Genomic DNA, 22,285 nt, shown 5'->3' with positions numbered 1-22,285 from the left:
GTTAAACATGGAAATTAAGATACATTCCAAACACCAAAAGGCAGTATCTTAGTATTTCAAAACCTTAGCTGCTTAAAAAATGAAAGAAATATTTGAATGGGAAAGACTACTTTTTAACAACCTGCCAGAAAGCTTTATTTTCGAAGTTATTTTTCGTTCAACCATTATGTTTATTATTCTATTGCTGACACTTAAATTAGCAGGAAAACGCGGTGTTAAACAATTGTCTATTTTCGAAACAGTGATTATTATTGCCTTAGGTTCTGCTGCAGGCGACCCAATGTTTTATGAAGATGTCGGCATTATTCCCGCTTTAATAGTTTTTACAGTAATTATTATTTTATACCGATCAGTAACTTGGCTGACAGGGAAAAGTAAAAAATTTGAAGAATTCATTGAAGGCAAAACCGAATGTTTAATCAACGACGGCAAGTTTTCTGTTTCGACTTTTAAAAAAGAAAGTTTAGCACAGGACGAATTTTTCGCTGAATTACGAATACGATCTATTGAACATTTAGGACAAGTAAAACATGCCTACATTGAAACGAGTGGTGAAATTAGTGTGTATTTCTATGAAGATCAAAAAGTCGGATACGGCCTTCCTATTCTTCCTTCTTTATTTTATGCTAAAAGTAAATTCATTCCAAAAGATGGCATTTATTCCTGTACTTTTTGCGGTCATACCCAAGAACAAAAAAGCGGAACCGCTGTATGTCAAGTCTGCAAAAAAGATGAGTGGGTAGAATCTATTAATACCAAGAGAATTACATAAATTTTTAAATTCCAAAATTTAAATTCCAAATTCCAAAACTTGGCTTATTTTAAGTTTAAAAAGAAAAAATCTTAGCAACTTAGAACCTAATAAAAACTTTGTACCTCTGTATCTTTGAGCCTTTGAACAAAAAAAAGAAAAAATCTTAGTAGTTTAGCGACTCAGAACCTTAGAACCTAAAAAAGTGCTTTTCTTAATTGGAACAAACGATTCAAATGTAAAAAATGGTTTACTGTCAGGCAAAAAATGTCCGAATTGTGAGAGCTTTGACACGTTGCATTTTAGTATTTTTAGAAAATATGTTTACATAACCTTAATTCCTTTATTTCCCGTTGGAAAAACCGTAAACATTCATTGCGATCAATGTGATCATTATTTTGATTATGAACAGCTATCAGAAGATATCCAAGAAAAGCTTCGAAATGAAAAGCTGCAAAGTTCAGTTTGGATGTTTTCAGGAAGTATTATAATTGCTCTGTATTTAATATACAGCTTAAATAATTATTGGCAGGAAAAAGACGAAACCAGTTTATTAATAAATACTCCATTAAAGGGCGATGTCTACAATTTAAAATTTTCGAATGGCTATTATTCTACTCTGAAAATAGATAAAATTACAAAAGACAGTGTTTATACAACGCACAACGATTATGATGCTTATTTACCATACGAAGCTGATGATCTCGATAAAGCTGAAAACTATTCTGATCGCAAAGTAAATTATTCTAGAAAAGGTCTTTTAGAGCTTTACAAAAATGATGAAATAATAAAAATCAGAAGATCAAGACAACTTGAAAATCAAGATCAAAATTATAAAATACCACTTTAAAAACTAAAAAAACTTTGTACCTCCGTATCTTTAAACGTAAAAAAGAAAAAATCTTAGTAGCTTAGCAACTCAAAATCTTAGAACCTCAAAAAAAGCCTTTGTGCCTTTGCGCCTTTGCAGCTTTAAACCTTTAAAAAGAAAAAAAATGCGTAAAGCCATATTCCCAGGATCATTTGATCCTATTACACTAGGTCACGAAGATATTATCAAAAGAGGAATTCCTTTATTTGATGAAATTGTTATTGCAATTGGTGTTAATGCCGAAAAAAAATACATGTTTTCATTAGAAGAAAGGAAACGTTTTATAGAAGAAACCTTCAAAGACGAACCAAAAGTTTCTGTTATTACTTATGAAGGATTAACAATAGATTTAGCAAAAAAAGAAAAAGCTAATTTCATTTTAAGAGGCCTTCGCAATCCTGCCGATTTCGAGTTTGAAAAAGCGATTGCACATACAAATAGAAAACTTTCTAAAATAGAAACGGTTTTCTTGCTTACAGCTGCAAGTACCTCATTTATCAGTTCGAGCATTGTACGCGATGTATTGCGTCATGGAGGCGAATATGAACAATTGGTTCCAAAAGCTGTTAGGGTAAAAGAATAAAAGACAAACTTGCCTGCGAAGCAAATTATAAGTAATTTCGCATTTTTAAAATAAACACCAAACAATGAGTATCGAGAGAGAATTAAGCAAACGAAGCGGGTCAAAATGCGAACTTTGCGGTAATGAAGAGAATTTAAAAGTTTATCAGGTTCTGCCAACGAAAAAAGGCGGAATTGATGAAGCTGTATTTGCCTGTAACACCTGTATTGACCAAATTGAAAATCCAGACAATGTCGATTTAAACCACTGGAGATGTCTTAACGACAGTATGTGGAACGAAAATATTCCTGTACAAGTTGTGGCTTGGAGAATGTTAAGCCGTATGCGCGCTGCAGGATGGCCACAGGAATTGCTCGATATGATGTACCTAGACGATGATACTCTAGAATGGGCAAAAGCAACAGGAGAAGGAGAAGATGACGAAAATAAATTAGTTCACCGCGACAGTAACGGCGTAGTACTACAACACGGAGATTCGGTTGTTTTAATCAAAGATCTTAAAGTAAAAGGATCGAGCATGGTTGCCAAACAAGGAACTGCGGTTAGAAACATTCGTTTAGATCACGAAAATGCAGAATACATTGAAGGAAAAGTAGACGGACAGCAGATTGTGATTATTACACAGTATGTGAAGAAAATATAATTTTTGAGGTTCAGAGGAACAAAGGGACAAAGGTGCAAAGTTTCCAAACTAAAATAAAATCTTTGTCCTTTTGCAACACTGAGCCTTTGAATCTAAAACAAAAAAAGCTGTTCGATTAGAACAGCTTTTTTTGTTTATGTGAATAAGAGATAAGTCTTAAAAAAAACTTTGTCTCTTTGAGGCTTTGAACCTCAAAAGAATTATTTTTGGAATAATTTATTGATTTGGTCTTTTACGAATGGCTCAGAAACATTGTTTGTTGCTGCGTCTCTTTCTTTACCAGAAACCATAAATTGTACTGTAGCTTTGTCTGGAACCACATTTCCTGTGTAGTGCAACCAAATGTAGTTGTTAGGTAACTCTAATTTGATATCGTACAATGGAGAAGCTGTAAATCCGCCCATGATAATGTTGTATAAAGAGTTATAAGCATTATCGATGTTCTTGAATGAAAATTTTCTCAAAGTCGAATCGTCATCACTTTGAACGATAGTGTAATACACAGTGTATTCGTCACCAATTTTCTGAATGTAGTTGTTATTTACTTTTCCTAATTTTTCTACAGGAACTGTTTCTAGAACCTTAACCTGTGCAAACGAAACAAAAGTAAAAAACAATGCGGCAAGAGTAATAATCTTTTTCATATAGTATTTGGGGTTACAATTTTACGAACACAAAAAAACATAGAAATATTGAAAAAACACCTATCAATTCGTTATTTTTTTAACATAAAATTGTAAAACTTAACCACGCAATCCTAAACTATTGAAATACAATAAAATAAATACAAAAAATTAAAATTCCAAATTCCAATCTTCATATCTACATCTTGCTTCTCGCATCTTTCCTCTTAGATTATCTAAAATCAATACTTCCCTCTCTTCTCCTCTTCTTCTTTCTTAATGACATTTCGGGCAACTTCGATTTTAAACTTCTTGCCTTTCATTTTTTCATCTTTAATGTTTTTCAGAAGGTCTTTTACTTTATTGTATTTAACTGCCGCAAACGAAACAAAATCTTTCACTTCAATTAAACCCAAATCGTCTTTTTCTAGTTTCCCTTTTTGAGAAAAGAATCCAACGATATCAAATTTGTTCAGTTTTGTTTTCTTTCCTCCACTGATGTAAATAGTCTGAAATTTAGGCGGACTTGGAAGCGAAACTTTTCCTTCCACATCAAAAACCTCCATTTCGTAATCGATGTAATCTAACTGTTTTTCACTTTCGTGAATGATAATGTAAGCTGTTCCTGTTGCCTGCATACGAGCTGTACGCCCGTTACGATGCGTAAACTCATCTTCTTTTAACGGAAGATGGTAATGAATAACGTGTTTCATTTCAGGTATATCCAAACCTCTCGCAGCCAAATCGGTTGTTACTAGATACGTTACACTTCCATTTCTGAACTGAATTAAAGCACGCTCACGTTCTTCCTGATCCATTCCGCCATGATAATACACCGAATAGATTCCTTTTTCGTTTAAAGTATCACTGATGCGTTCTGCAGCATCACGATGGTTACAAAAAATAATAGCCGATTCTGATTTCAGCGAGCAAATCAAATTGAATAAACTCTGCAGCTTATCTTTTGCTGGCGAAATCACCATTTTCATAGAAAGATTCGTCTTTTCTTCTTCCTCTGGAATAAAATCTAAAACCGTAGGATTTACAACTCTTGTGTATTTTGGAATTTCGATATCTGAAGTTGCTGAAACCAAAACGCGTTTGTTTACTCTCGATAACCTTCCAATGATAAAAGACATTTGTTCATGAAAACCTAATTGAAGCGATTTATCAAATTCATCCAAAATTAAAGTCTGAATTTTATCGGTTCTAAAAGATTCTCTGTCAATATGATCGGCAATTCTTCCAGGCGTTCCAATTAAAACTGCTGGCGGATTGCTTAAGTTTTTCATTTCCGTTTCAACCGAATGTCCGCCATAACAAATATTTACTTTGTACTGCGTTCCCATTTTCTTCCAAACCTGTTCGATCTGAAGTCCTAATTCGCGTGATGGAACCAAAATCAGACATTGAACCGATAAGATTTCTGGTTGCAATAATTCTAAAATTGGAAGCAAAAACGCTAATGTTTTTCCAGATCCTGTTGGAGAAAGCAATAAAACGTTGTTATCGTTCAGAATAACGTCATGAGCAGTTTCCTGCATTTCGTTGAGGCTCTGAATCCCTAAATTCGAAAGTATATCGTTGGAATGGTGTTTTTTCATGCTGCAAAAGTAGGGAAAGTTTTTTAACCGCAAAGCACGCAAAGGTTTACGCAAAGTTCACAAAGTTTATGTACAAAGCTTTGCGAACTTTGCGTTTTTATAAAACCTCAGAGACAAAAAACTTTGCGTGCTTTGCGGTTAAAAAAACACAAAGTACATGAAACCTGAAACTTGAAACCTGAAACAAATAAAACTATTATATTTGACCATCAAAAAACCAAAACCATGAAACTTTTTACATTTCTCTTTTCACTTTTCACCATAATTATTTCTGCGCAAAGCAATAAAAAATACGATACGTTTTTTGAGAAAGGAAACGGGAACCAATCTGCTTCCTATCAAGAAACTATCGCTTATTGGAAGATGCTGGCTGCTGACTTCCCAACGATTCAAATGAAAGAAATGGGATTGACAGATTCTGGCGAGCCTCTGCACATGATTACTTTTAATCCTGACAAGGAATTTGATTTCGATAAAATCCAGAAAACCAAAGCCGTTTTGTTTGTAAATAACGGAATCCACGCGGGGGAACCTGATGGAATCGACGCGACAATGCAATTTTACAGAGATTTGGCAACAGGAAAAATGAAAGCGCCAAAAAACACCGTTTTGGTTACCATTCCCGTTTATAATATTGGCGGCGCTTTAAATAGAAATTCTACAACGCGCGCCAACCAAGACGGACCAGAAATTTATGGTTTTAGAGGAAATGCCAGAAACTACGATTTGAATCGTGATTTAATGAAATCTGATACCAGAAATACCAAAAGTTTTGTTGAGATTTTTCAGAAAATAAACGCCGATGTTTTTATCGATAATCACGTAAGCAACGGTTCTGATTATCAATACAAACTAACATACATCATGACACAGCACAACAAACTGGGAACAGTTTTGGGCGATTTTATGAATAACGAAATGATGCCAGCTTTGGTAAAAGATCTTCAGAAAAAGAAAATCGAAACTACGCCTTATGTCGATTCATTTAAAGATACTCCAGACAAAGGTTTCGGGCAATTTGTAGATAGTCCGAGATATACAACGGGTTACACTTCCCTGTTTAATACGATTGGTTTTGTAGTAGAAACGCACATGCTTAAAAAATATGCCGAACGTGTAAAAATGACCTACGAATACATGAAATCGACGATGAATTTTACCGACTCAAATTATCAAAAGATAAAAGATTTAAGGGTAAAGAATCTAGAACAATATCAGCCTAAAAAGTCATACACTTTAAAATGGGAATTGGACAGCACAAAAGCAACTACTTTTTCGTTTTTAGGTTATGAAGCTGGCTACAAAAAAAGCGAAGCGACAACAGGAAATCGTTTGTATTATGACCGAAGCAAACCTTATAAAAAAGACGTTCCGTACATTAAAGAATTTAAATCGGTTAAAGAAGTTGTGATTCCGACGGCTTATATTGTTCCGAGAGGATATTGGAATATTATTGATCTTTTGAAAAACAATAATATCTCGTTTAAAACAATTAAAAACGATACGATTATAGAAGTCGAAAGCTACAGAATTGCCGATTTTAAAACCGCTCCATCAGCTTATGAAGGACATTACATACACCGAAACACAACCGTAACTTCTAAAATGGTTAAAATGGCTTTCGCCAAAGGAGATTATATAGTGCCAACCAACCAAAAAGGCGTAAAATATCTTCTAGAAGCCTTCGAACCAGAAGGTGTTGATTCATTCTTTAACTGGAATTTCTTTGACCCAATTTTACAGCAAAAAGAACATTACTCAGAATATATTTTTGAAGATACTGCCGGACAGCTTTTAAAAGAAAACCCCGCTCTAAAAGCAGAATTAGAAGCTAAAAAACAAAACGACCGCGAGTTTGCTAAAAACACCCAAGCACAATTAGATTGGATTTACAAACATTCTGTTTATTATGAAAAGGCGCATATGCAGTATCCTGTTTATCGTGTTATGTAGATTTTTTTAACACAAAGTCGCTAAGTTATTTTTAATAAAAATAATTATCCTAACTTTTCTTTGGTTCTTTTGTAAAAATAAATGGCACTTCCAACTATCAAAACAATTAGTATTGGGTAAAAATAATTTATGACATAATATGTATCACCAATATTTAAGTTAAAATAGTAATCAGAGAAATAAAAAAAAACAAAAAGTGCAATACCAATTATTAAGAACAATAAAAATTTATTCTTCATTTTCTGTTATTATTAAATTATTAAAAAAAGCATTAAACATTATAAACTAACCAAATTCTTTGTCTTAAAAAGCTGACAAGTTAAGAAACTTTGATATCCGGTTTTTGTTTTTTCACTATTGCTATGACGTAAATTGATGATATTACAAACACAGTTAAAGGGAGTAAAAAAGCACTGTGTATGTTCTGGTAATTATTCACAAGTCCTGTAACGTAAACCTGATAAACCAATAACACTACAAAACAACCCAAGAGAACTTTATAATTCCTACTTATTAAAAACAAAATAAGTAGAAAAAATACAGGAATAATTGATAACCCTTCCCAAAATATTCCAAACCTCACGCTAGTAAAAAGGTCGTGCAAAAATTGGTAGAAATAAATCAGTAGTAAAGCAATAGTTGGAACCCCATTCTCTTGAAGTCCGAAGATTAAAAGAAAAGGAAACATTGCAATGAATCTTGCAACTTTTAAATTTATTGACATGTTTAGTTTATTTTTCCGTGGCAAAATACATTAACAAATCAAAAATAAAGAAAAAACCTATAAAAATAACAAGGGTTACGTAGTGAAATTCAAAATTTTATTATTTACTTTATAATTATAAAAACAGAAACCTTTAGATATATGGATGTAAGCATAAAAGATTACGATTATACGTTGATGGCTTGGCAATTTTTTTGTTTGCTTTTTGCGATAGCAATATTTTACTTGCTGTACAAAATTTATAAAAAAGTCAAATAAACTATATTAAATAACTCTATGATTAATAGGGTTGGTTTATTTAAGTGAACTAAACAAATTAAAAAACCGAATATTAATCCTACTTTTAATTTGTATTTTCGTTTTACTAAACTTCTAACTTATATTTTTATGTCATTTCAGGGATACCTAAAAACAATCAAAGAAAAAACAGGAAATGGTCCTGCTGAGTTTAGAACTTTAGCTGAACAAAAAGGTTTTACTGCAAACGGAGAATTAAAACCCGAAGTAAAAGCTGGAGATATTGTAAACTGGCTAAAATCTGATTTTGCTTTAGGTCAAGGACATGCAATGGCTATTTATGCATTGCTAAAAGGCATTAAAAATGAGGATAGCGAGTAAAAAAGTTCTCACTAAAAACAAAATGAACTTTTAAAGACGAGTGCCCGCGTGAGGGATAGAAGCAAGCTACCGAAGTAGCGCGGATAGCCCGACAGCAATAAAAAAAAGACCCAATGAACGCAAAGTTGATTGGGTCTTTTTTTTTATTGGTGGCACGACCAAATAACTAAAATTTCAATTTTTCCAAATTCCAAATTCCAAACTCAAAATTTTAAATGTCAAATTCCAATTTAGAGACTTTAAATATCTTTTATTTTGGAATCTGGACCTGAGCGATAAGCAATTGGCGCACCGATGTTTTCTATTGTTGTATTTTCTTCTTCAAACAATAATTTAATGTTTTCGTAAGAGTTTTTAAGTGCTTCTTTGATTTGTTCTGGGTTTAACCACGCTACTTTTTCGATTCCTTCTTCGATTTGTCCGTGTGGTGTTCCTTCAAAATCAGACTGCATTTCGAACCAATGCGTGATTTTGAGTTTGTATTTTCCGTTGCGTTTGAAGATATGATAGGTTTTTTGAAGTTTATTCGTAATACGAAGCTGGTTTACTCCTGTCTCCTCTTCTACCTCACGCATAGCCGTCGCCTCGATGTCTTCCCCTTTCTCGATTCCGCCTTTTGGCAGGTCCCATTTTCCGTTTCTAAAGATAAACAAGACTTCGCCTTTTTTGTTGTAGACAAAGCCTCCGCCTGCTTTATTTACCGGAATTTTGGCTTTTAGGGTTTTCATCATCTCACTTTCGTCGGGATGATATAGAATCGCTTTTTGAATTTTATTTTGAAAAATTTTTATAATAAGCTGTTCGATATCAATACTCTCCAACAAGAACAATTGGAAATCTGTTTCGCGCGAGATTTCATTTGTCAAAAAAAGTGGTTTGTCGTTTACAAAAACTTTATACATTTGTACTATGATTTTTAATAAAGATACTGCCGAAAAAACAGCCGAATTGCTTTTGCAAATAAATGCAATTAAATTGAATCCCGAAAATCCTTTTACATGGGCTTCTGGTTGGAAATCTCCTATTTACTGTGATAATAGGTTAATTCTTTCATTTCCGAGCATCAGAAACTATGTTCGTGATGAGTTTGCTAAAAACATTGAAAAACAATTTGGAAAACCTGATGTGATTGCTGGTGTTGCTACTGGAGCCATTGGAGTTGGAATTTTGGTTGCCGAAAGTTTAGGGCTTCCGTTCGTTTACGTGCGTCCAGAACCTAAAAAACACGGAAGACAAAACCAAGTGGAAGGTTTTTTACAAAGAGGACAAAATGTTGTGGTTGTAGAAGATTTAATTAGTACTGGAAAAAGCAGTTTGATGGCTGTGGAAGCTTTAAGAAGCGAAGGTGCTAATATTAAAGGTATGGCAGCTATCTTCACTTATGGTTTTGGTGTTGCCGAAGAAAACTTTAAAGAAGCTAATGTTGATTTATTCACCTTAAGCAACTACGAAAATCTATTAGATTTAGCAGTTCAAAAACAATATATCACAGAAGATCAACAATCTACTCTACAAGAATGGAGCGTAAGCCCATCGACTTGGGGACAAGAAAGCTAATTTTAGATTTCTGATTGCAGATTTTAGATTTTAGATTTCTTTTCTGTATGATCAAGATTTTTGGAATTTGGATTTAAAAAATTGAAATTTTATTTAACGTTTCAGCTTTGCGAACTTAAATAAAGTCAAGCATCATAAAAAAAACCTTGCGTCCTTTGCAGTAAAAAAACAAAAACAAAAAAACAAAAAACAATATGAACTTAGAAAGTCCAAAAGTTACTGTTCAGAAATCAGCTCAGGATTTATTTGATCAACTGACTGACGTAAAGAATTTCGAAAAATTAATGCCAGACAATATCGCTAAATTTGAAGTGACTGGTGAAGACGCTTTTATTTTTGGATTGAAAGGGATGCCGGAAATCAAATTAAAAATGAAAGATAAAGTAGCTCCAAATAAAATCGTTTTGGGTGCTGCAAGTGATAAACTTCCGTTTACACTAACTTCAAACATTGACACTGTTTCTGATTCAGAAAGTGCGGTTCAATTATTTTTTGAAGGCGAATTCAACGCTATGATGGCGATGATGGTTAAAGGTCCAATTGGTAAGTTTATTGAAACTTTAGCAAACAATATGCACAAGCTTTAATAATGATGAATTATTAATTGTGAATTATAAATGAAAATGTCCGACTATTGTTGGACATTTTTTTTTATACTCTCGCAAAGTTGCAGAGACGCAAAGTTTTTTTTTACACAGATTGAAAATGATTTAAGCAGATTTTTTTTAAAGATTAAAACATTAATAACTTAGCGTCTTAGCGACTTTGCGAGATTAAAATAAAAAACTTAGAATCTCAGCATCTGAGAACCTTAGCAACTTAGTAAAGCATTTTCACTTCTTTAATCTCAAACTCTGCAACAGAATCATCTTCTAGCAAAACTTGCAATTTTCCCAATGGAGAAACGCCTTGAATGATTCCCATGAAATCTTTGTTGTAATTGTCTCTAAATGCTGTCGGAATTCCTTTTTTAAATAAAAAATTAAAATAATCATCCCAAAAAATCTGTGCTGAGGTATTCCAAGATTGAATTTTCTCTTTTAGTTTTTCGACAATTAAAATAGCCAGTTCTTCTTTATCAAAAGACTTACCTGCAATAACTGCCATAGAAGAAGCTGTTGGCAATTCGTTAAAATCAGTCTGATTTACATTGATTCCGATTCCGGCAACTGACACGATTCTGCCATCGCTTTTTAAGGTGTTTTCGATTAATATGCCAACCAATTTCTTATTGTATGACAGAATGTCGTTTGGCCATTTAATACAAATATCAGGAATATTTAATGTTTTTAAAACCTCTGCAACAGATAGCGAAACTAAGACGCTCAAATTAAAAACTTCGTCATTACTAAAGAGAAAATCTTTCACCAAGACACTCATAGTTAAGTTCTTACCCGCTTCAGTCTTCCATACTCCACCTACTTGCCCCTTGCCTTTTGTCTGATTTTCAGCTGTTACCGTTGTAAAATTCTCCAGTTCATCCTGACTTGCCAAAGCCTTCAGAAAGTCATTTGTAGAATCTATGGCATCGAGTTTGATTAGTTTCATTAAATAATTTAAATATCTTAATTTAATATTTTGTTAAGGTTCAAAAATAATCACAAAATTTGGTAACTTTACAAATTCATATAAAATAATTCATGGCGAAAAAGACTATTAATAATGATGTTCTACTGGCGAACATAATCAAAGGGATTGAGGAAGTAAAAGGAAATGATATCGACATTCTTGACTTAAGAGATATAGATACAGCTGTATGCGACTATTTTGTTATTTGCAACGGTAGCTCAAACACCCAAGTTAACGCCATCGTAAACTCAATTCAAAAAATTGTATCAAAAGACTTAAAAGATAAACCTTGGCACGTAGAAGGAACCGATAACGCAGAATGGGTTTTAATGGACTATGTACATATTGTAGTACACGTTTTCCAGAAACATATTCGCGAATATTACAACATCGAAAGCCTTTGGGGCGATGCCAAAATAACTTCAATCGAGAACAAATACTAAAGAAACTTTCATTAAATGGCTAAAGATAATAATCCAAATCCGAATAAATTTAAAATAAGTCCTTGGTTAATATACACCGCAATACTTTTAGTTTTTTTATTCATAAGTTTTGCCACAGGAGGATCTAGCTTGAGCGAACCTGCTCAACTAAAATCATCCGACATTGATAATATGTTGGCTAAAGGAGAAATTAAAAATGTTATCATTTTTAATAATAAAGATGCTGAAATTTACCTTTCTGATGCCGGATTAAAAGATCCAGCTAATAAAAAGGTATCTAAAGATGTGTTTGACAGACCTAACAAAGGTCCTCACTACACTACAAAATTTGGTGATTTAAAATCTTTTCAAGAAAAACTTGACAAAGCAAAAGCTGAAAAAAAACTAGTTGATTACGACTTTAAAGAAGCAAACAACTGGAGCGATATTTTAATCAGCTTACTTCCTATCATCATTATTGTTGGTGTATGGATTTTCATTATGCGTAAAATGTCTGGCGGAGGCGCCGGCGGAGGCGGACAGATTTTCAATATCGGAAAATCTAAAGCTAAATTGTTTGATGAAAAAACAGACATTAAAACTACGTTTAAAGATGTTGCAGGTTTAGAAGGTGCTAAAGAAGAAATTCAGGAAATCGTTGAATTCCTTAAAAACCCAGAAAAATATACAAATCTTGGAGGTAAAATTCCAAAAGGAGCTTTATTGGTAGGACCTCCGGGAACTGGTAAAACTTTATTGGCAAAAGCTGTTGCTGGTGAAGCGCAAGTACCTTTCTTCTCTCTATCAGGTTCAGATTTCGTAGAAATGTTCGTAGGAGTTGGTGCATCACGTGTACGTGACTTATTTAAACAAGCAAAAGAAAAATCTCCTGCTATTATTTTCATCGACGAGATCGATGCTGTTGGTAGAGCAAGAGGAAAAAGCAATATGTCTGGCGGAAACGACGAAAGAGAAAACACTTTGAACCAATTACTAACAGAAATGGATGGTTTTGGTACAAACTCTAACGTAATCGTTTTGGCAGCAACAAACAGAGCTGACGTTCTTGACAAAGCTTTAATGCGTGCAGGACGTTTTGACAGACAAATCTTTGTTGACTTACCAGACATCCGCGAAAGAGCTGAAATCTTTAAAGTACACTTAGCTCCTATCAAAAAAGTTGAAGGTCTTGATTTAGATTTCTTAGCAAAACAAACCCCAGGTTTCTCTGGTGCTGATATTGCTAATGTTTGTAACGAAGCTGCTCTTATCGCTGCTCGTAATAACAAAGCTGCTGTTGACAGACAAGATTTCCTTGACGCTGTTGATAGAATTATTGGTGGTCTTGAAAAGAAAAACAAAATTATCACTCCAGACGAAAAAAGAGCAATTGCAATTCACGAAGCTGGTCACGCTACTGTAAGCTGGATGTTAGAGCATGCTGCACCACTTATTAAAGTAACAATTGTTCCTCGTGGACAAAGCTTAGGTGCTGCTTGGTATTTACCAGAAGAAAGACAAATCGTAAGAACAGATCAAATGTTAGACGAAATGTGTGCTACTATGGGAGGTAGAGCTGCTGAAAAAGTAACTTTCGACAGAATTTCAACTGGAGCTTTAAGCGATTTAGAAAAAGTAACTCGTCAAGCTCGTGCAATGGTAACCATCTACGGATTGAACGATAAAATCGGAAACGTTACGTATTACGATTCAACTGGACAAAGCGAATACAACTTCTCTAAACCGTATTCTGATGAAACAGCAAAAATTATTGACAAAGAAATTTCAGATTTAATCGAAGGTCAGTACCAAAGAGCGATTCAGATACTAGAAGAAAACAAAGACAAACTAAATCAACTTGCTGATATTCTGATTGAAAAAGAAGTAATCTTTAAAGATGACTTAGAAAACATCTTCGGAAAACGTACTTTTGACAAAAATTTAGAAGAAGTAGTTTCATAAATAATTACGAAAAACGTAATAAATTTTTAAAATCTTAATTCAAAAGTCCCTTTTGAATTAAGATTTTTTTATCTTTGAACGTTTTCAATTAACATGTAAAGCATTTCATATAAAAAATGAATTTTTTCAAAAAAATATTTGGCTCTAGTGAAGCCGCTTCTGACGAGGAGAACGAAAGCGAATATGCTGGTACTTCTGCGCAGAACAGTCATTTATCTTTAGATGAGCAATTTATTTTCAACTTCAAAAAAAATGGAGGTAAGTTCTTGTACTGCGAAAACATGGAAGAAGTTACCGAACAATTTGAAAACATTTTAGAAGAAAACGACTGGTTCGAAAATGAAGTTTTATGCTATGAACCTGCTCTTTTTAGCTTATTAGAAGAAAACAAATTGTTTTATATTGCACCAACAAAACCTAGATTCTTATTGGCAAGCTGTGAAAACCTTATAGCCGATGAAGGTTCTATTTTATTTTCATCAAAACAAATCAGACAAAATAAACCAAACGAATTACCTGCTAACATTGTTATTATAGCAACCACAAGCCAAATTCTTCCAATGAAAAGCGACGGATTAAGCGCTATAAAACGCAAGTACGAAAGAGACTATCCTACTAATATCACTACAATAAAATATTTCGAAAAAGCGAAAGACGAAGATTTTACACAATACGGAAGTGTTGCAAAAAACCTTTATTTACTGCTTTTAGAAGACCTTTAAGATGAACGAAACACTGAAGAGGGCCATTTCTGGTGCTGTTTATATCGCTTTATTACTAACTTCGATATTGTTTTCTACAGAAAGCTTCATTAGTCTTTTTGGCGTTTTCCTGATTATCACAATCTATGAGTTTTCTAATATCGTAAACTTAAACAAAGTATTTTCTATTCTCTTCGGGACTTTAGTTTATTCTGTAATTATTCTTGTAAGTCATTACAACAAGCAAACAACTCAATTTTTAAACGAAAACTTTAACGCTAACATTAGCTTAGAAACCAATATCAAACAACTAGATTTAATTCTTCTAGCTGTAACTATTGTCGTTTCGATAAAATGTATCATATTCTTATTTTATGATTCTATTCAAAAAATAAGTACTTCTTCAAAATATTTATATTTACTTGGATATATTACACTTCCTTTTGTATTTATTGTAAAAATCTCTTTTGGAACAAATGACTATAATCCTAAGATTATTTTGGGATTATTTGTTTTAATCTGGACCAATGACACTTTTGCTTATTTAGTTGGAAAGTCAATGGGAAAACATAAGTTATTTGAACGCGTTTCTCCTAAAAAAACAATAGAAGGTTTTCTTGGCGGCGTTGTTTTTGCTGCCTTTGCCGGCTTTTTGATTTCTAAACTCTACATTCAACCCAAACCTGAATTTAGCAGTAAATCGATTTTAATCTGGACCATTATCGCATTAATCGTGAGCATTTTTGGAACTATTGGAGACTTAATAGAATCCAAATTTAAGCGAATTGCAGGCGTAAAAGACAGTGGTTCCATAATGCCTGGTCATGGAGGTATTCTAGATCGATTAGATAGTGTTATATTTGTAGCACCAATTATATTTTTATTTTATCAAATTTTATACTATGTTTCATAAAGAGGGAGGCCCGTCCATTTTATTAGGTACTGTATTTACTGTAGCTGTACTTTTAATTGCCGAAAGATTTATTGATATCAATTGGCTTAGAATGCTTGTTCAAATTGCAGCGCTTGTAATTTTGATCATTATTTTACAATTCTTCAGAAACCCGAAGAGAATTGCAGTTAGAAACAGCGATCACATCCTAGCTCCAGTTGATGGAAAAGTAGTGGTTATCGAAGAAGTTTATGAAGGAGAATATTTTAAAGACAAACGTTTACAGGTTTCTATCTTTATGTCGCCAATCAATGTGCACGTAACACGTTACGCAATGGATGGGATTATTAAATTTAGCAAATACCACCCTGGAAAATTCCTTGTTGCTTGGCATCCAAAAGCAAGTGAAGAAAACGAAAGAACTACCGTAGTGATTGAAAATGAAACTTTTGGCGCTATTCTATACAGACAAATTGCAGGAGCTTTGGCACGTAGAATTGTAAACTACGCTAAAGAAGGAATGCAAGTTGTTCAAGGAACTGACGCTGGATTTATTAAATTTGGATCAAGAGTAGATTTATTTTTACCTTTAGGTACACCGATCAATGTTGAGTTAAATCAAAAAGCAATTGGCGGAAAAACAATTATTGCTACAAAAGCATAAATGGCCGATAAAGATTTAGATATTCGCTTTGCTAAAGCCGTAGAAGTTGCAATGACTATGACTCAGGCTTCACTGCCGCAGGACGTGCAGTTAAGACTCTATGCTTTTTACAAACAGGCTACTTTTGGAACAGCAGTTTACAATCAATCTGTAAATTTTGATTTAAGAGATGCTTTCAAAACCAACGCTTGGATGCAGATAAGCCACATGTCAATTGACGAAGCTAAGGAAAATTATATCGAGATTATCAATTCATTAACATCAAAATAAAAACATTATGAAGAAAAACGTTGTTCTTTTCAGCACTTTAACTTCATTTTTACTATTATTTTCCTGTAAAGAAGACAAGCTGGTTGAAGTAGTTGAGGTTCCTCTTCCAACAAAAGAAGAGAAAATTACTATTGGTTCGCCAAATGATGTTAAAGCCGATCCTGGTTCTTTTGAAATGACAAAACTGCCATTTAATTATGACGGTCTTGCTCCCGACATTAGAACTTTGACTTTAGAAACACACTATTCTAAGCATTATCTGTCATACACAAATGCTTTTAATAAAGAAATTGTTTCGACTGAGTTTGAAAATATGCCTATTGAAGACATTTTAAAAAAAATGCCTCTTACTAATTTAAAACTTCGCCAGAATGCGGGTGGATATTACAACCACACTTTGTATTTTAATATTCTAACTCCAAAAGAACAGACGCCAAAAGATACGCTTGCAGGTTCTATTAATAAAGAATTTGGTTCTTTCAATAATTTGACGAATCAATTTAAAGCGCAGTCAGAAAAGCAGTTTGGTTCTGGATGGGTTTGGCTGGTTGTGGATCGATATGGTAAATTACAAATTACTACAACAGACAATCAGGATAATCCATTGATGAAAAACGCTTTGATTCCGGGCACTCCAATTATGGGAATTGATCTTTGGGAACATGCTTATTATTTAGATTATCAAAACCGAAAAGGCAGTTATATTGATGCCTTTTATAATCATATCAACTGGGAGAAAGTAAACGAATATTACGTTGAAGCACTCAAAAAGGTTAAAAAAGTATAGAAAAGAAGCTGATACAATTAAGTATCAGCTTTTTTTTATACCTTTTAGGTACTTAAACGAAGATCATGAAAGATATTGCCAATCGTTTTACAGAAAATCCTTTATTATCTCCAGCTGATTTACCGCCAAGCAGAGATGGATTAGAAATTACCTGTCTCCTAAATCCTGGCGTGTTTCAATTTCAAAATAAAATCTGGCTGGCTGTACGTGTTGCCGAAAGACCAAAACAAATTGAAAATAGCATTTCGTTTCCAATTCTAACAGAAGCTGGAACAATCCAAATTATTGAAATTCTAAAAAATCATCCCGAGCTCATTGCAACAGATGCTCGTGTAATTAATTATCAAGGCATTGATTATTTAACCACTTTATCACATATTCGTTTATTGTGTAGTGAAGATGGAAAACGGTTTTATGAGCCCGAAAACTATCCGCATTTGGTTGGTGAAGGAATACTTGAAACTTTCGGAATTGAAGATTGTCGTGTTTCTTTAATTGAAGGCAAATATTATCTGACTTTTACATCTGTTTCTCCTAGTGGCGTAGGCGTTGGCTTACGAACTACAACCGATTGGAAGACTTTTCAAAAACACGGAATGATATTTCCGCCTCACAATAAAGACTGTGCTATTTTTGAAGAAAAGATAAATGGATTATTTTATGCCTTACATCGTCCGAGTAGTGTAGATATTGGAGGGAATTACATTTGGATTGCCTCTTCTCCTGACGGAATTCATTGGGGAAATCATAAATGCATTATCAAAACCAGAAAAGAAAGCTGGGACAGTAAAAGGGTTGGCGCTGGCGCTGCTCCTATAAAAACAGAACTGGGTTGGCTCGAAATTTACCATGGGGCCAACGAATTTCACCAGTATTGCTTGGGTGCTTTTCTATTGGATTTAGAAGATCCTACAAAAGTGATTTCAAGAACTGAAACTCCAATTATGTTTCCAAAAACAAACTATGAATTAAGCGGATTCTTTGGAAATGTCGTTTTTACAAACGGACATATCCTCGCCCCTGATGGTGATAAACTGACGATCTATTATGGCGCTTCAGACGAGTTTGTCTGCGGAGCAACATTTTCTATAAAAGAGATTTTCTCTTTGCTGAAAAAGGTCTAAAAACAAAAAAACTTGCTTAGCATTCCCTAAACAAGTTTATTTGATAATTTCGGTTTTTATTATTTCAATTCCAAAATTAAAGATTCTGATGGTTCAATTGAGATCTTAACTTCTCCTTGCCCATTTTGCACTTTCAATACAAACGTTTTATCTTGATACAACTGATCTTTCAAACGATATTCCCCGTCTTTTAAATTCCATTTTGACATAAGAGACGACGGCACTTTTAAATCAAATTCACTTCCTTTTTCAGAAGAGAAATTAGCCACTACAATTAGTTTTTGGTTTTCAGACCAACGTGCGTAAGAATATAGCAAAGCATCATAATTTTCATTATTTTGGCGATTTACAGTTTGAATTTCTTCAAAACTTCCCATCAAGGCGCTACTATTGATTGTAAAATTCAATAATCGTTTGTAAAAATCACGAAGCTGTTTTTCAGATTCAGAAAGCTGTCCTCCATCAAATTTACCGCCATTCATCCAACGCTGATGATTTGGAACTCCGATATAATCAAAAATCGAGGTTCTTGATCGTTTTCCAAAACCTGCATCTTCGTTCCCTGCCTCTCCTACTTCTTGTCCAAAATAAATCATTGTTGGCGAAGTACTAATTGTTGCTGAAACCACCATTAAAGGCTTTCCTCTTTCTGGAGTTCCTGCAAATTCTGGACTTGCTAAACGTTGTTCGTCATGATTATCTAGAAAATGAAGCATATGATGTTGAATATCTGCCATTCCGTTTTGGATTTTTGTTAATTCATCCGGTGAAGATTTTCCTCGAATAACATCTTTCAGCTTATCGTACGTTTCTACTTTATCATACAGATAATCCATTTTTCCTAAGCGAATATAATTTCGATATTCATTCGGATTGTAAACTTCAGCCAACAAAAACGCATTTGGATTTTTCATTTTAATCGAAGAGTTCATATAACTCCAGAATTCATACGGAACCATTTCGGCCATATCGTAACGAAATCCATCAACACCTTTTGCTGTCCAGTATAACGCGATGTCTCTAAACTTTTTCCAAGAATCAGGAACATCTTTGTCTTGCCAAAAAGCAAAATGCTCCTTATAGGATTTCTGGTCAAAACCAACAGGAAGTTCAGGAAAATCTTTACTCCCGTCTGGACGCACTCCGTAATTTACTTTTACCGTTTCATACCAGTCGTTTTGATCTGGCTTAATTTTACGAGAACCGTTACCTGTCCATTTTGCCGGATTTTCATCAAAAAAACCATCAATCATTGGATTTTTTTCTCCGTTTAAAGGAATATCTCCATCGGGAATCTCAAAATGCTGTTGAGGAATGTAATAGAAATTATTATCTCGCTTGTATTCAACCGTTACATCATCATCTGCACCAAAATCTTTTATGCCAGCAGGATTCGATTTTCCTTCGTATTTTCTGGCAATATGATTCGGGACAATATCAATAATCACTTTCAAACCAGCATTATGAGTACGTTTTATTAGAGCTTCAAATTCTTCTAATCGCTTTGCAGGATTTACAGCCAAATCTGGATTTACATTATAATAATCTTTCACGGCATAAGGAGAACCTGCGCGACCTTTTACCACTTCTGGATCATCATTTGAAATTCCGTACGCTGTATAATCACGCACTAAAGCATGATGCGGAACTCCCGTATACCAAATGTAAGTAATCCCTAAATCTTTTATTTCATGAAGGGCTTTATCCGTAAAATCATTGAACTTTCCAACACCGTTCTCCTCAATAGTTCCCCATGGTTTGTTGGTTGTATTTTTATTTCCAAATAGGCGTGTAAATACTTGATAGACTACAACTTTTTTATCTGTTGTAGCATTTTCGTTTGCAGTATTCATTTTTAAATCTTTTGTTTTACAGGCTGAAAAAAGTACAGTTAATGTAATTCCGACTGCAATTATTTTTTTACTTATCATGTTTTTAGGCTATTCTTATCTTGTTTTTTTCGTTCCATTTCTAAAAAGAATGGAAACAATTTTCTAAAAATAGCTCATTTTTTAAAACTTCGAAAACGATTTATCTAATTTACACCGTTTTCAGCTCAAAAGACAACTACTACAACGTGAGAGTTTGTTATTTTGTTGAAAAATTAAATAATGCCTAAATTGAACTTTGGACTGTTAATGACTAATTATAAATTAATGCTAATAACCGCCACAGGTTCTATCCTTTTTTATAAATTTGACAAAAATTTAATCAGTTGAAGAAATCACTCTTTTTCATATTTACTTGTCTGTCTTTTTTAAGCGTTCAATTCACTTTCGCGCAAGCAAAAAAAACTGCTCAATCTCCGAAAACAATTGTCATCGAGAATGCCGACTTTTCTGATGTGGATCAAGTTAATGTACCTGATGCGCTTTTACTTACTGGAAATGTAAAAGTAAATCATGATGGCGTTGTGCTAACTTGCAACAAAGCTTACTTTTTTCAAAAAGAAAATTATTTAAAAGCATTCGGAAATGTTCAATTAGTGCAAGGAGATACTTTATTCTTGAATAGTAAATATGCGGAGTATAGCGGAAATGAAAAGAAAGCTTTTGCTACAGGAAATGCGGTTTTAACTTCTCCTGACGCCACTTTGCAAACTGATACTATTAATTTTGACAGAAATGTTCAAGAAGCATTTTATAATACAAAAGGTACGATCGTAAACAAAGACAATACTTTGGTGAGTAAATCTGGAAGGTATTATGTAAAAGAAAAGAAATTTCAGTTCTTGACTGAAGTTACGATTACGAATCCGAAATATGTGATTAAATCGAACCATTTGGATTATTACAGTAATTCTGGACATACGTATCTTCTTGGTCCTTCAACCATTACAAGTAAGGCCAATTACATTTATACCGAAAAAGGTTTTTACGATACAAAGAAAAATTTAGCCCATTTTCTACGAAGGTCCTACATTAAGTACGATGACCGACTTATAGAAGGCGATAGTTTGTATTATAATCGAAATATTGAATTTGCATCGGCAACACGAAACGTAAAAATTACCGATTCGATTAACAAAGGAATTGTAAAAGGACATTACGCAGAGCTTTACAAACTAAAGGATTCGATGTTTGTAACCAAAAGAGCTGTTGCCATCAATTTAGTTGAAAATGACTCGGTTTACATTCACGGAAAAAAATTAATGGTAACAGGTAAAGAAGGCGAACGAATTCTGCGCGCTTTTAACAATGTCCGTTTTTACAAGACAGATATGAGCGGTAAGTGCGATTCTATACACTCAGATTCTAAAAGCGCTTTGACAAAACTTATAGGAAACCCGATTCTTTGGAATGGCGACAACCAAATTACAGGCGACGTAATGCACTTAATTGGCGACAATAAAACGAGGAAAATTGACTCGTTAAAAGTGTTAAATAATACTTTTGTCCTCTCCAAGGATACCCTCGGAACTGGTTTTAATCAAGTCAAGGGAATCAATTTGTTTGGAAAATTCCGGGACGGAAAACTACATGATGTAGATGTCATAAAAAATACCGAAGTAATTTATTATATGCGTAATGACGCGCATGAACTAATCGGAATCAATAAAAATGTCAGCAGTAAAATCAATATGATATTGGAAAACAATGCCATTGAAACTATTACTTTCTTCAATAAAGTTGATGGAGATATTTACCCCGAAGATGAGCTTCCAGAAAATGCGAGAAAACTTCGAGGAATGAATTGGCGAGGAGATGAAAGAATAAAGTCAAAAGACGATATTTTTACTACTGAAGATAATGAACTGAATGAGAAACTGATTAAAGAAGGAAAAGAACAGGAAAAAAAAGGTAAAAACGTACCAATGAAAGTCAGGAAAGAAACCTTGAATTATGACAAGAAAAATCCTCCTGCTAAAACAGAACCTAAAGCTAAAAGCAAATAGTTTTAATCGCGGTCACAATTTACAGTGCTTTGCGATTGTTTAAAACACAAAGTTAACTTAAGCGTAAAGCTA

General features: G+C 33.7%; 22 protein-coding genes. 17 read left to right on the top strand and 5 right to left on the bottom strand.

Annotation, left to right across the window (positions count from 1 at the left end; translation table 11 throughout):
- Positions 1-79: 79 nt before the first annotated feature.
- From JI750_RS10580 to JI750_RS10565, 4 genes are all read left to right on the top strand, one after another.
- Positions 80-772 (top strand): DUF421 domain-containing protein, encoded by a 693-nt coding sequence (locus JI750_RS10580; protein WP_202001255.1) that lies wholly within the window; start codon positions 80-82, stop codon positions 770-772.
- Between the two features lie 184 nt (positions 773-956).
- Entirely contained in the window at positions 957-1,601 is a 645-nt protein-coding gene (locus JI750_RS10575; protein ID WP_202001252.1) for a hypothetical protein, read from the top strand.
- A gap of 145 nt (positions 1,602-1,746) precedes the next feature.
- Positions 1,747-2,205, top strand: a complete 459-nt coding sequence (gene coaD / locus JI750_RS10570; protein ID WP_202001250.1) for a pantetheine-phosphate adenylyltransferase — start codon at positions 1,747-1,749, stop codon at positions 2,203-2,205.
- A 64-nt stretch (positions 2,206-2,269) separates the two neighbouring features.
- On the top strand, positions 2,270-2,848 hold the full coding sequence (locus JI750_RS10565; RefSeq protein ID WP_202001247.1) for a PhnA domain-containing protein: 579 nt from the start codon (positions 2,270-2,272) through the stop codon (positions 2,846-2,848).
- A gap of 200 nt (positions 2,849-3,048) precedes the next feature.
- Here JI750_RS10565 and JI750_RS10560 read toward each other — a convergent pair whose 3' ends face one another.
- Positions 3,049-3,492, bottom strand: a complete 444-nt coding sequence (locus tag JI750_RS10560) for a hypothetical protein (protein WP_202001246.1) — start codon at positions 3,490-3,492, stop codon at positions 3,049-3,051.
- Positions 3,493-3,713: 221 nt separating this feature from the next.
- Positions 3,714-5,075: a DEAD/DEAH box helicase gene (locus JI750_RS10555; protein WP_202001244.1), complete on the bottom strand. Its 1,362-nt coding sequence runs from the start codon at positions 5,073-5,075 to the stop codon at positions 3,714-3,716.
- A gap of 225 nt (positions 5,076-5,300) precedes the next feature.
- Here JI750_RS10555 and JI750_RS10550 point away from each other — a divergent pair, with 225 nt between their 5' ends.
- Together JI750_RS10550 and JI750_RS10545 are read left to right on the top strand one after the other, a co-directional pair.
- On the top strand, positions 5,301-7,028 hold the full coding sequence (locus JI750_RS10550) for a M14 family metallopeptidase (protein ID WP_202001242.1): 1,728 nt from the start codon (positions 5,301-5,303) through the stop codon (positions 7,026-7,028).
- A 1,111-nt stretch (positions 7,029-8,139) separates the two neighbouring features.
- Complete coding sequence (locus JI750_RS10545) at positions 8,140-8,370, top strand: DUF4287 domain-containing protein (RefSeq protein ID WP_202001240.1); 231 nt, start codon at positions 8,140-8,142, stop codon at positions 8,368-8,370.
- A gap of 239 nt (positions 8,371-8,609) precedes the next feature.
- On the opposite strand, the gene JI750_RS10540 is transcribed toward JI750_RS10545, so the two are convergent.
- Positions 8,610-9,272 (bottom strand): NUDIX hydrolase, encoded by a 663-nt coding sequence (locus tag JI750_RS10540; RefSeq protein WP_202001237.1) that lies wholly within the window; start codon positions 9,270-9,272, stop codon positions 8,610-8,612.
- Positions 9,273-9,279: 7 nt separating this feature from the next.
- Here JI750_RS10540 and pyrE point away from each other — a divergent pair, with 7 nt between their 5' ends.
- The gene (gene pyrE, locus JI750_RS10535) at positions 9,280-9,927 is read left to right on the top strand and encodes an orotate phosphoribosyltransferase (protein ID WP_202001234.1); all 648 of its coding nucleotides are present in this window, start codon (positions 9,280-9,282) and stop codon (positions 9,925-9,927) included.
- 194 nt (positions 9,928-10,121) lie between these two features.
- Positions 10,122-10,514, top strand: coding sequence for an SRPBCC family protein (locus JI750_RS10530; RefSeq protein ID WP_202001231.1), 393 nt, complete (start codon positions 10,122-10,124; stop codon positions 10,512-10,514).
- Positions 10,515-10,746: 232 nt separating this feature from the next.
- Here the strand turns inward: JI750_RS10530 and JI750_RS10525 are convergent, their stop codons facing one another.
- Entirely contained in the window at positions 10,747-11,475 is a 729-nt protein-coding gene (locus JI750_RS10525) for a biotin--[acetyl-CoA-carboxylase] ligase (protein WP_202001228.1), read from the bottom strand.
- A 92-nt stretch (positions 11,476-11,567) separates the two neighbouring features.
- Here JI750_RS10525 and rsfS point away from each other — a divergent pair, with 92 nt between their 5' ends.
- The 8 genes from rsfS to JI750_RS10485 all read left to right on the top strand — a co-directional run bounded on the left by rsfS (position 11,568) and on the right by JI750_RS10485 (position 18,318).
- Positions 11,568-11,939, top strand: a complete 372-nt coding sequence (gene rsfS / locus JI750_RS10520; protein ID WP_111366534.1) for a ribosome silencing factor — start codon at positions 11,568-11,570, stop codon at positions 11,937-11,939.
- 15 nt (positions 11,940-11,954) lie between these two features.
- A complete protein-coding gene (gene ftsH, locus JI750_RS10515; protein WP_202001226.1) occupies positions 11,955-13,880 on the top strand; it encodes an ATP-dependent zinc metalloprotease FtsH in 1,926 nt (641 codons plus the stop codon).
- 116 nt (positions 13,881-13,996) lie between these two features.
- Positions 13,997-14,602, top strand: coding sequence for a lactate utilization protein B/C (locus JI750_RS10510; RefSeq protein ID WP_202001224.1), 606 nt, complete (start codon positions 13,997-13,999; stop codon positions 14,600-14,602).
- Between the two features lies 1 nt (position 14,603).
- Positions 14,604-15,494: a phosphatidate cytidylyltransferase gene (locus tag JI750_RS10505; RefSeq protein WP_202001222.1), complete on the top strand. Its 891-nt coding sequence runs from the start codon at positions 14,604-14,606 to the stop codon at positions 15,492-15,494.
- Positions 15,484-16,137, top strand: coding sequence for a phosphatidylserine decarboxylase family protein (locus JI750_RS10500; RefSeq protein ID WP_198857211.1), 654 nt, complete (start codon positions 15,484-15,486; stop codon positions 16,135-16,137). Before JI750_RS10505 ends, JI750_RS10500 begins: the two co-directional genes overlap by 11 nt.
- Positions 16,138-16,407 carry an acyl-CoA-binding protein gene (locus tag JI750_RS10495; RefSeq protein ID WP_202001220.1) on the top strand — a complete coding sequence of 90 codons (270 nt, stop codon included), beginning with the start codon at positions 16,138-16,140 and terminating at the stop codon, positions 16,405-16,407.
- A 7-nt stretch (positions 16,408-16,414) separates the two neighbouring features.
- Positions 16,415-17,194 (top strand): superoxide dismutase, encoded by a 780-nt coding sequence (locus JI750_RS10490; RefSeq protein WP_202001219.1) that lies wholly within the window; start codon positions 16,415-16,417, stop codon positions 17,192-17,194.
- A 65-nt stretch (positions 17,195-17,259) separates the two neighbouring features.
- Positions 17,260-18,318, top strand: coding sequence for a glycoside hydrolase family 130 protein (locus tag JI750_RS10485; protein ID WP_202001217.1), 1,059 nt, complete (start codon positions 17,260-17,262; stop codon positions 18,316-18,318).
- Positions 18,319-18,377: 59 nt separating this feature from the next.
- Here the strand turns inward: JI750_RS10485 and JI750_RS10480 are convergent, their stop codons facing one another.
- Positions 18,378-20,249, bottom strand: coding sequence for an alpha-amylase family protein (locus tag JI750_RS10480; RefSeq protein ID WP_202001214.1), 1,872 nt, complete (start codon positions 20,247-20,249; stop codon positions 18,378-18,380).
- A 284-nt stretch (positions 20,250-20,533) separates the two neighbouring features.
- Between JI750_RS10480 and JI750_RS10475 the strand changes: the two genes are divergently transcribed.
- A complete protein-coding gene (locus tag JI750_RS10475) occupies positions 20,534-22,213 on the top strand; it encodes an OstA-like protein (RefSeq protein WP_439649349.1) in 1,680 nt (559 codons plus the stop codon).
- Positions 22,214-22,285: the final 72 nt, after the last annotated feature.

Source organism: Flavobacterium tagetis (genome assembly GCF_016735615.1).
GTDB classification, from domain to species: Bacteria; Bacteroidota; Bacteroidia; order Flavobacteriales; family Flavobacteriaceae; genus Flavobacterium; species Flavobacterium tagetis.
The sequence above is the reverse complement of the archived record's forward strand: the minus strand, read 5'-3'. Positions and strand labels throughout refer to the sequence as shown.

Excerpts from the sequence above, each read along its gene's own strand:
- JI750_RS10480 (WP_202001214.1), bottom strand. The coding sequence starts at position 20,249 with ATGATAAGTAAAAAAATAATTGCAGTCGGAATTACATTAACTGTACTT.
- JI750_RS10540 (WP_202001237.1), bottom strand. The coding sequence starts at position 9,272 with ATGTATAAAGTTTTTGTAAACGACAAACCACTTTTTTTGACAAATGAA.
- rsfS (WP_111366534.1), top strand. The coding sequence starts at position 11,568 with ATGGCGAAAAAGACTATTAATAATGATGTTCTACTGGCGAACATAATC.
- JI750_RS10530 (WP_202001231.1), top strand. The coding sequence starts at position 10,122 with ATGAACTTAGAAAGTCCAAAAGTTACTGTTCAGAAATCAGCTCAGGAT.
- JI750_RS10580 (WP_202001255.1), top strand. The coding sequence starts at position 80 with ATGAAAGAAATATTTGAATGGGAAAGACTACTTTTTAACAACCTGCCA.
- JI750_RS10545 (WP_202001240.1), top strand. The coding sequence starts at position 8,140 with ATGTCATTTCAGGGATACCTAAAAACAATCAAAGAAAAAACAGGAAAT.
- JI750_RS10525 (WP_202001228.1), bottom strand. The coding sequence starts at position 11,475 with ATGAAACTAATCAAACTCGATGCCATAGATTCTACAAATGACTTTCTG.
- JI750_RS10485 (WP_202001217.1), top strand. The coding sequence starts at position 17,260 with ATGAAAGATATTGCCAATCGTTTTACAGAAAATCCTTTATTATCTCCA.
- JI750_RS10505 (WP_202001222.1), top strand. The coding sequence starts at position 14,604 with ATGAACGAAACACTGAAGAGGGCCATTTCTGGTGCTGTTTATATCGCT.
- JI750_RS10490 (WP_202001219.1), top strand. The coding sequence starts at position 16,415 with ATGAAGAAAAACGTTGTTCTTTTCAGCACTTTAACTTCATTTTTACTA.
- ftsH (WP_202001226.1), top strand. The coding sequence starts at position 11,955 with ATGGCTAAAGATAATAATCCAAATCCGAATAAATTTAAAATAAGTCCT.
- pyrE (WP_202001234.1), top strand. The coding sequence starts at position 9,280 with ATGATTTTTAATAAAGATACTGCCGAAAAAACAGCCGAATTGCTTTTG.
- JI750_RS10510 (WP_202001224.1), top strand. The coding sequence starts at position 13,997 with ATGAATTTTTTCAAAAAAATATTTGGCTCTAGTGAAGCCGCTTCTGAC.
- JI750_RS10550 (WP_202001242.1), top strand. The coding sequence starts at position 5,301 with ATGAAACTTTTTACATTTCTCTTTTCACTTTTCACCATAATTATTTCT.
- JI750_RS10560 (WP_202001246.1), bottom strand. The coding sequence starts at position 3,492 with ATGAAAAAGATTATTACTCTTGCCGCATTGTTTTTTACTTTTGTTTCG.
- coaD (WP_202001250.1), top strand. The coding sequence starts at position 1,747 with ATGCGTAAAGCCATATTCCCAGGATCATTTGATCCTATTACACTAGGT.
- JI750_RS10500 (WP_198857211.1), top strand. The coding sequence starts at position 15,484 with ATGTTTCATAAAGAGGGAGGCCCGTCCATTTTATTAGGTACTGTATTT.
- JI750_RS10555 (WP_202001244.1), bottom strand. The coding sequence starts at position 5,075 with ATGAAAAAACACCATTCCAACGATATACTTTCGAATTTAGGGATTCAG.
- JI750_RS10495 (WP_202001220.1), top strand. The coding sequence starts at position 16,138 with ATGGCCGATAAAGATTTAGATATTCGCTTTGCTAAAGCCGTAGAAGTT.
- JI750_RS10565 (WP_202001247.1), top strand. The coding sequence starts at position 2,270 with ATGAGTATCGAGAGAGAATTAAGCAAACGAAGCGGGTCAAAATGCGAA.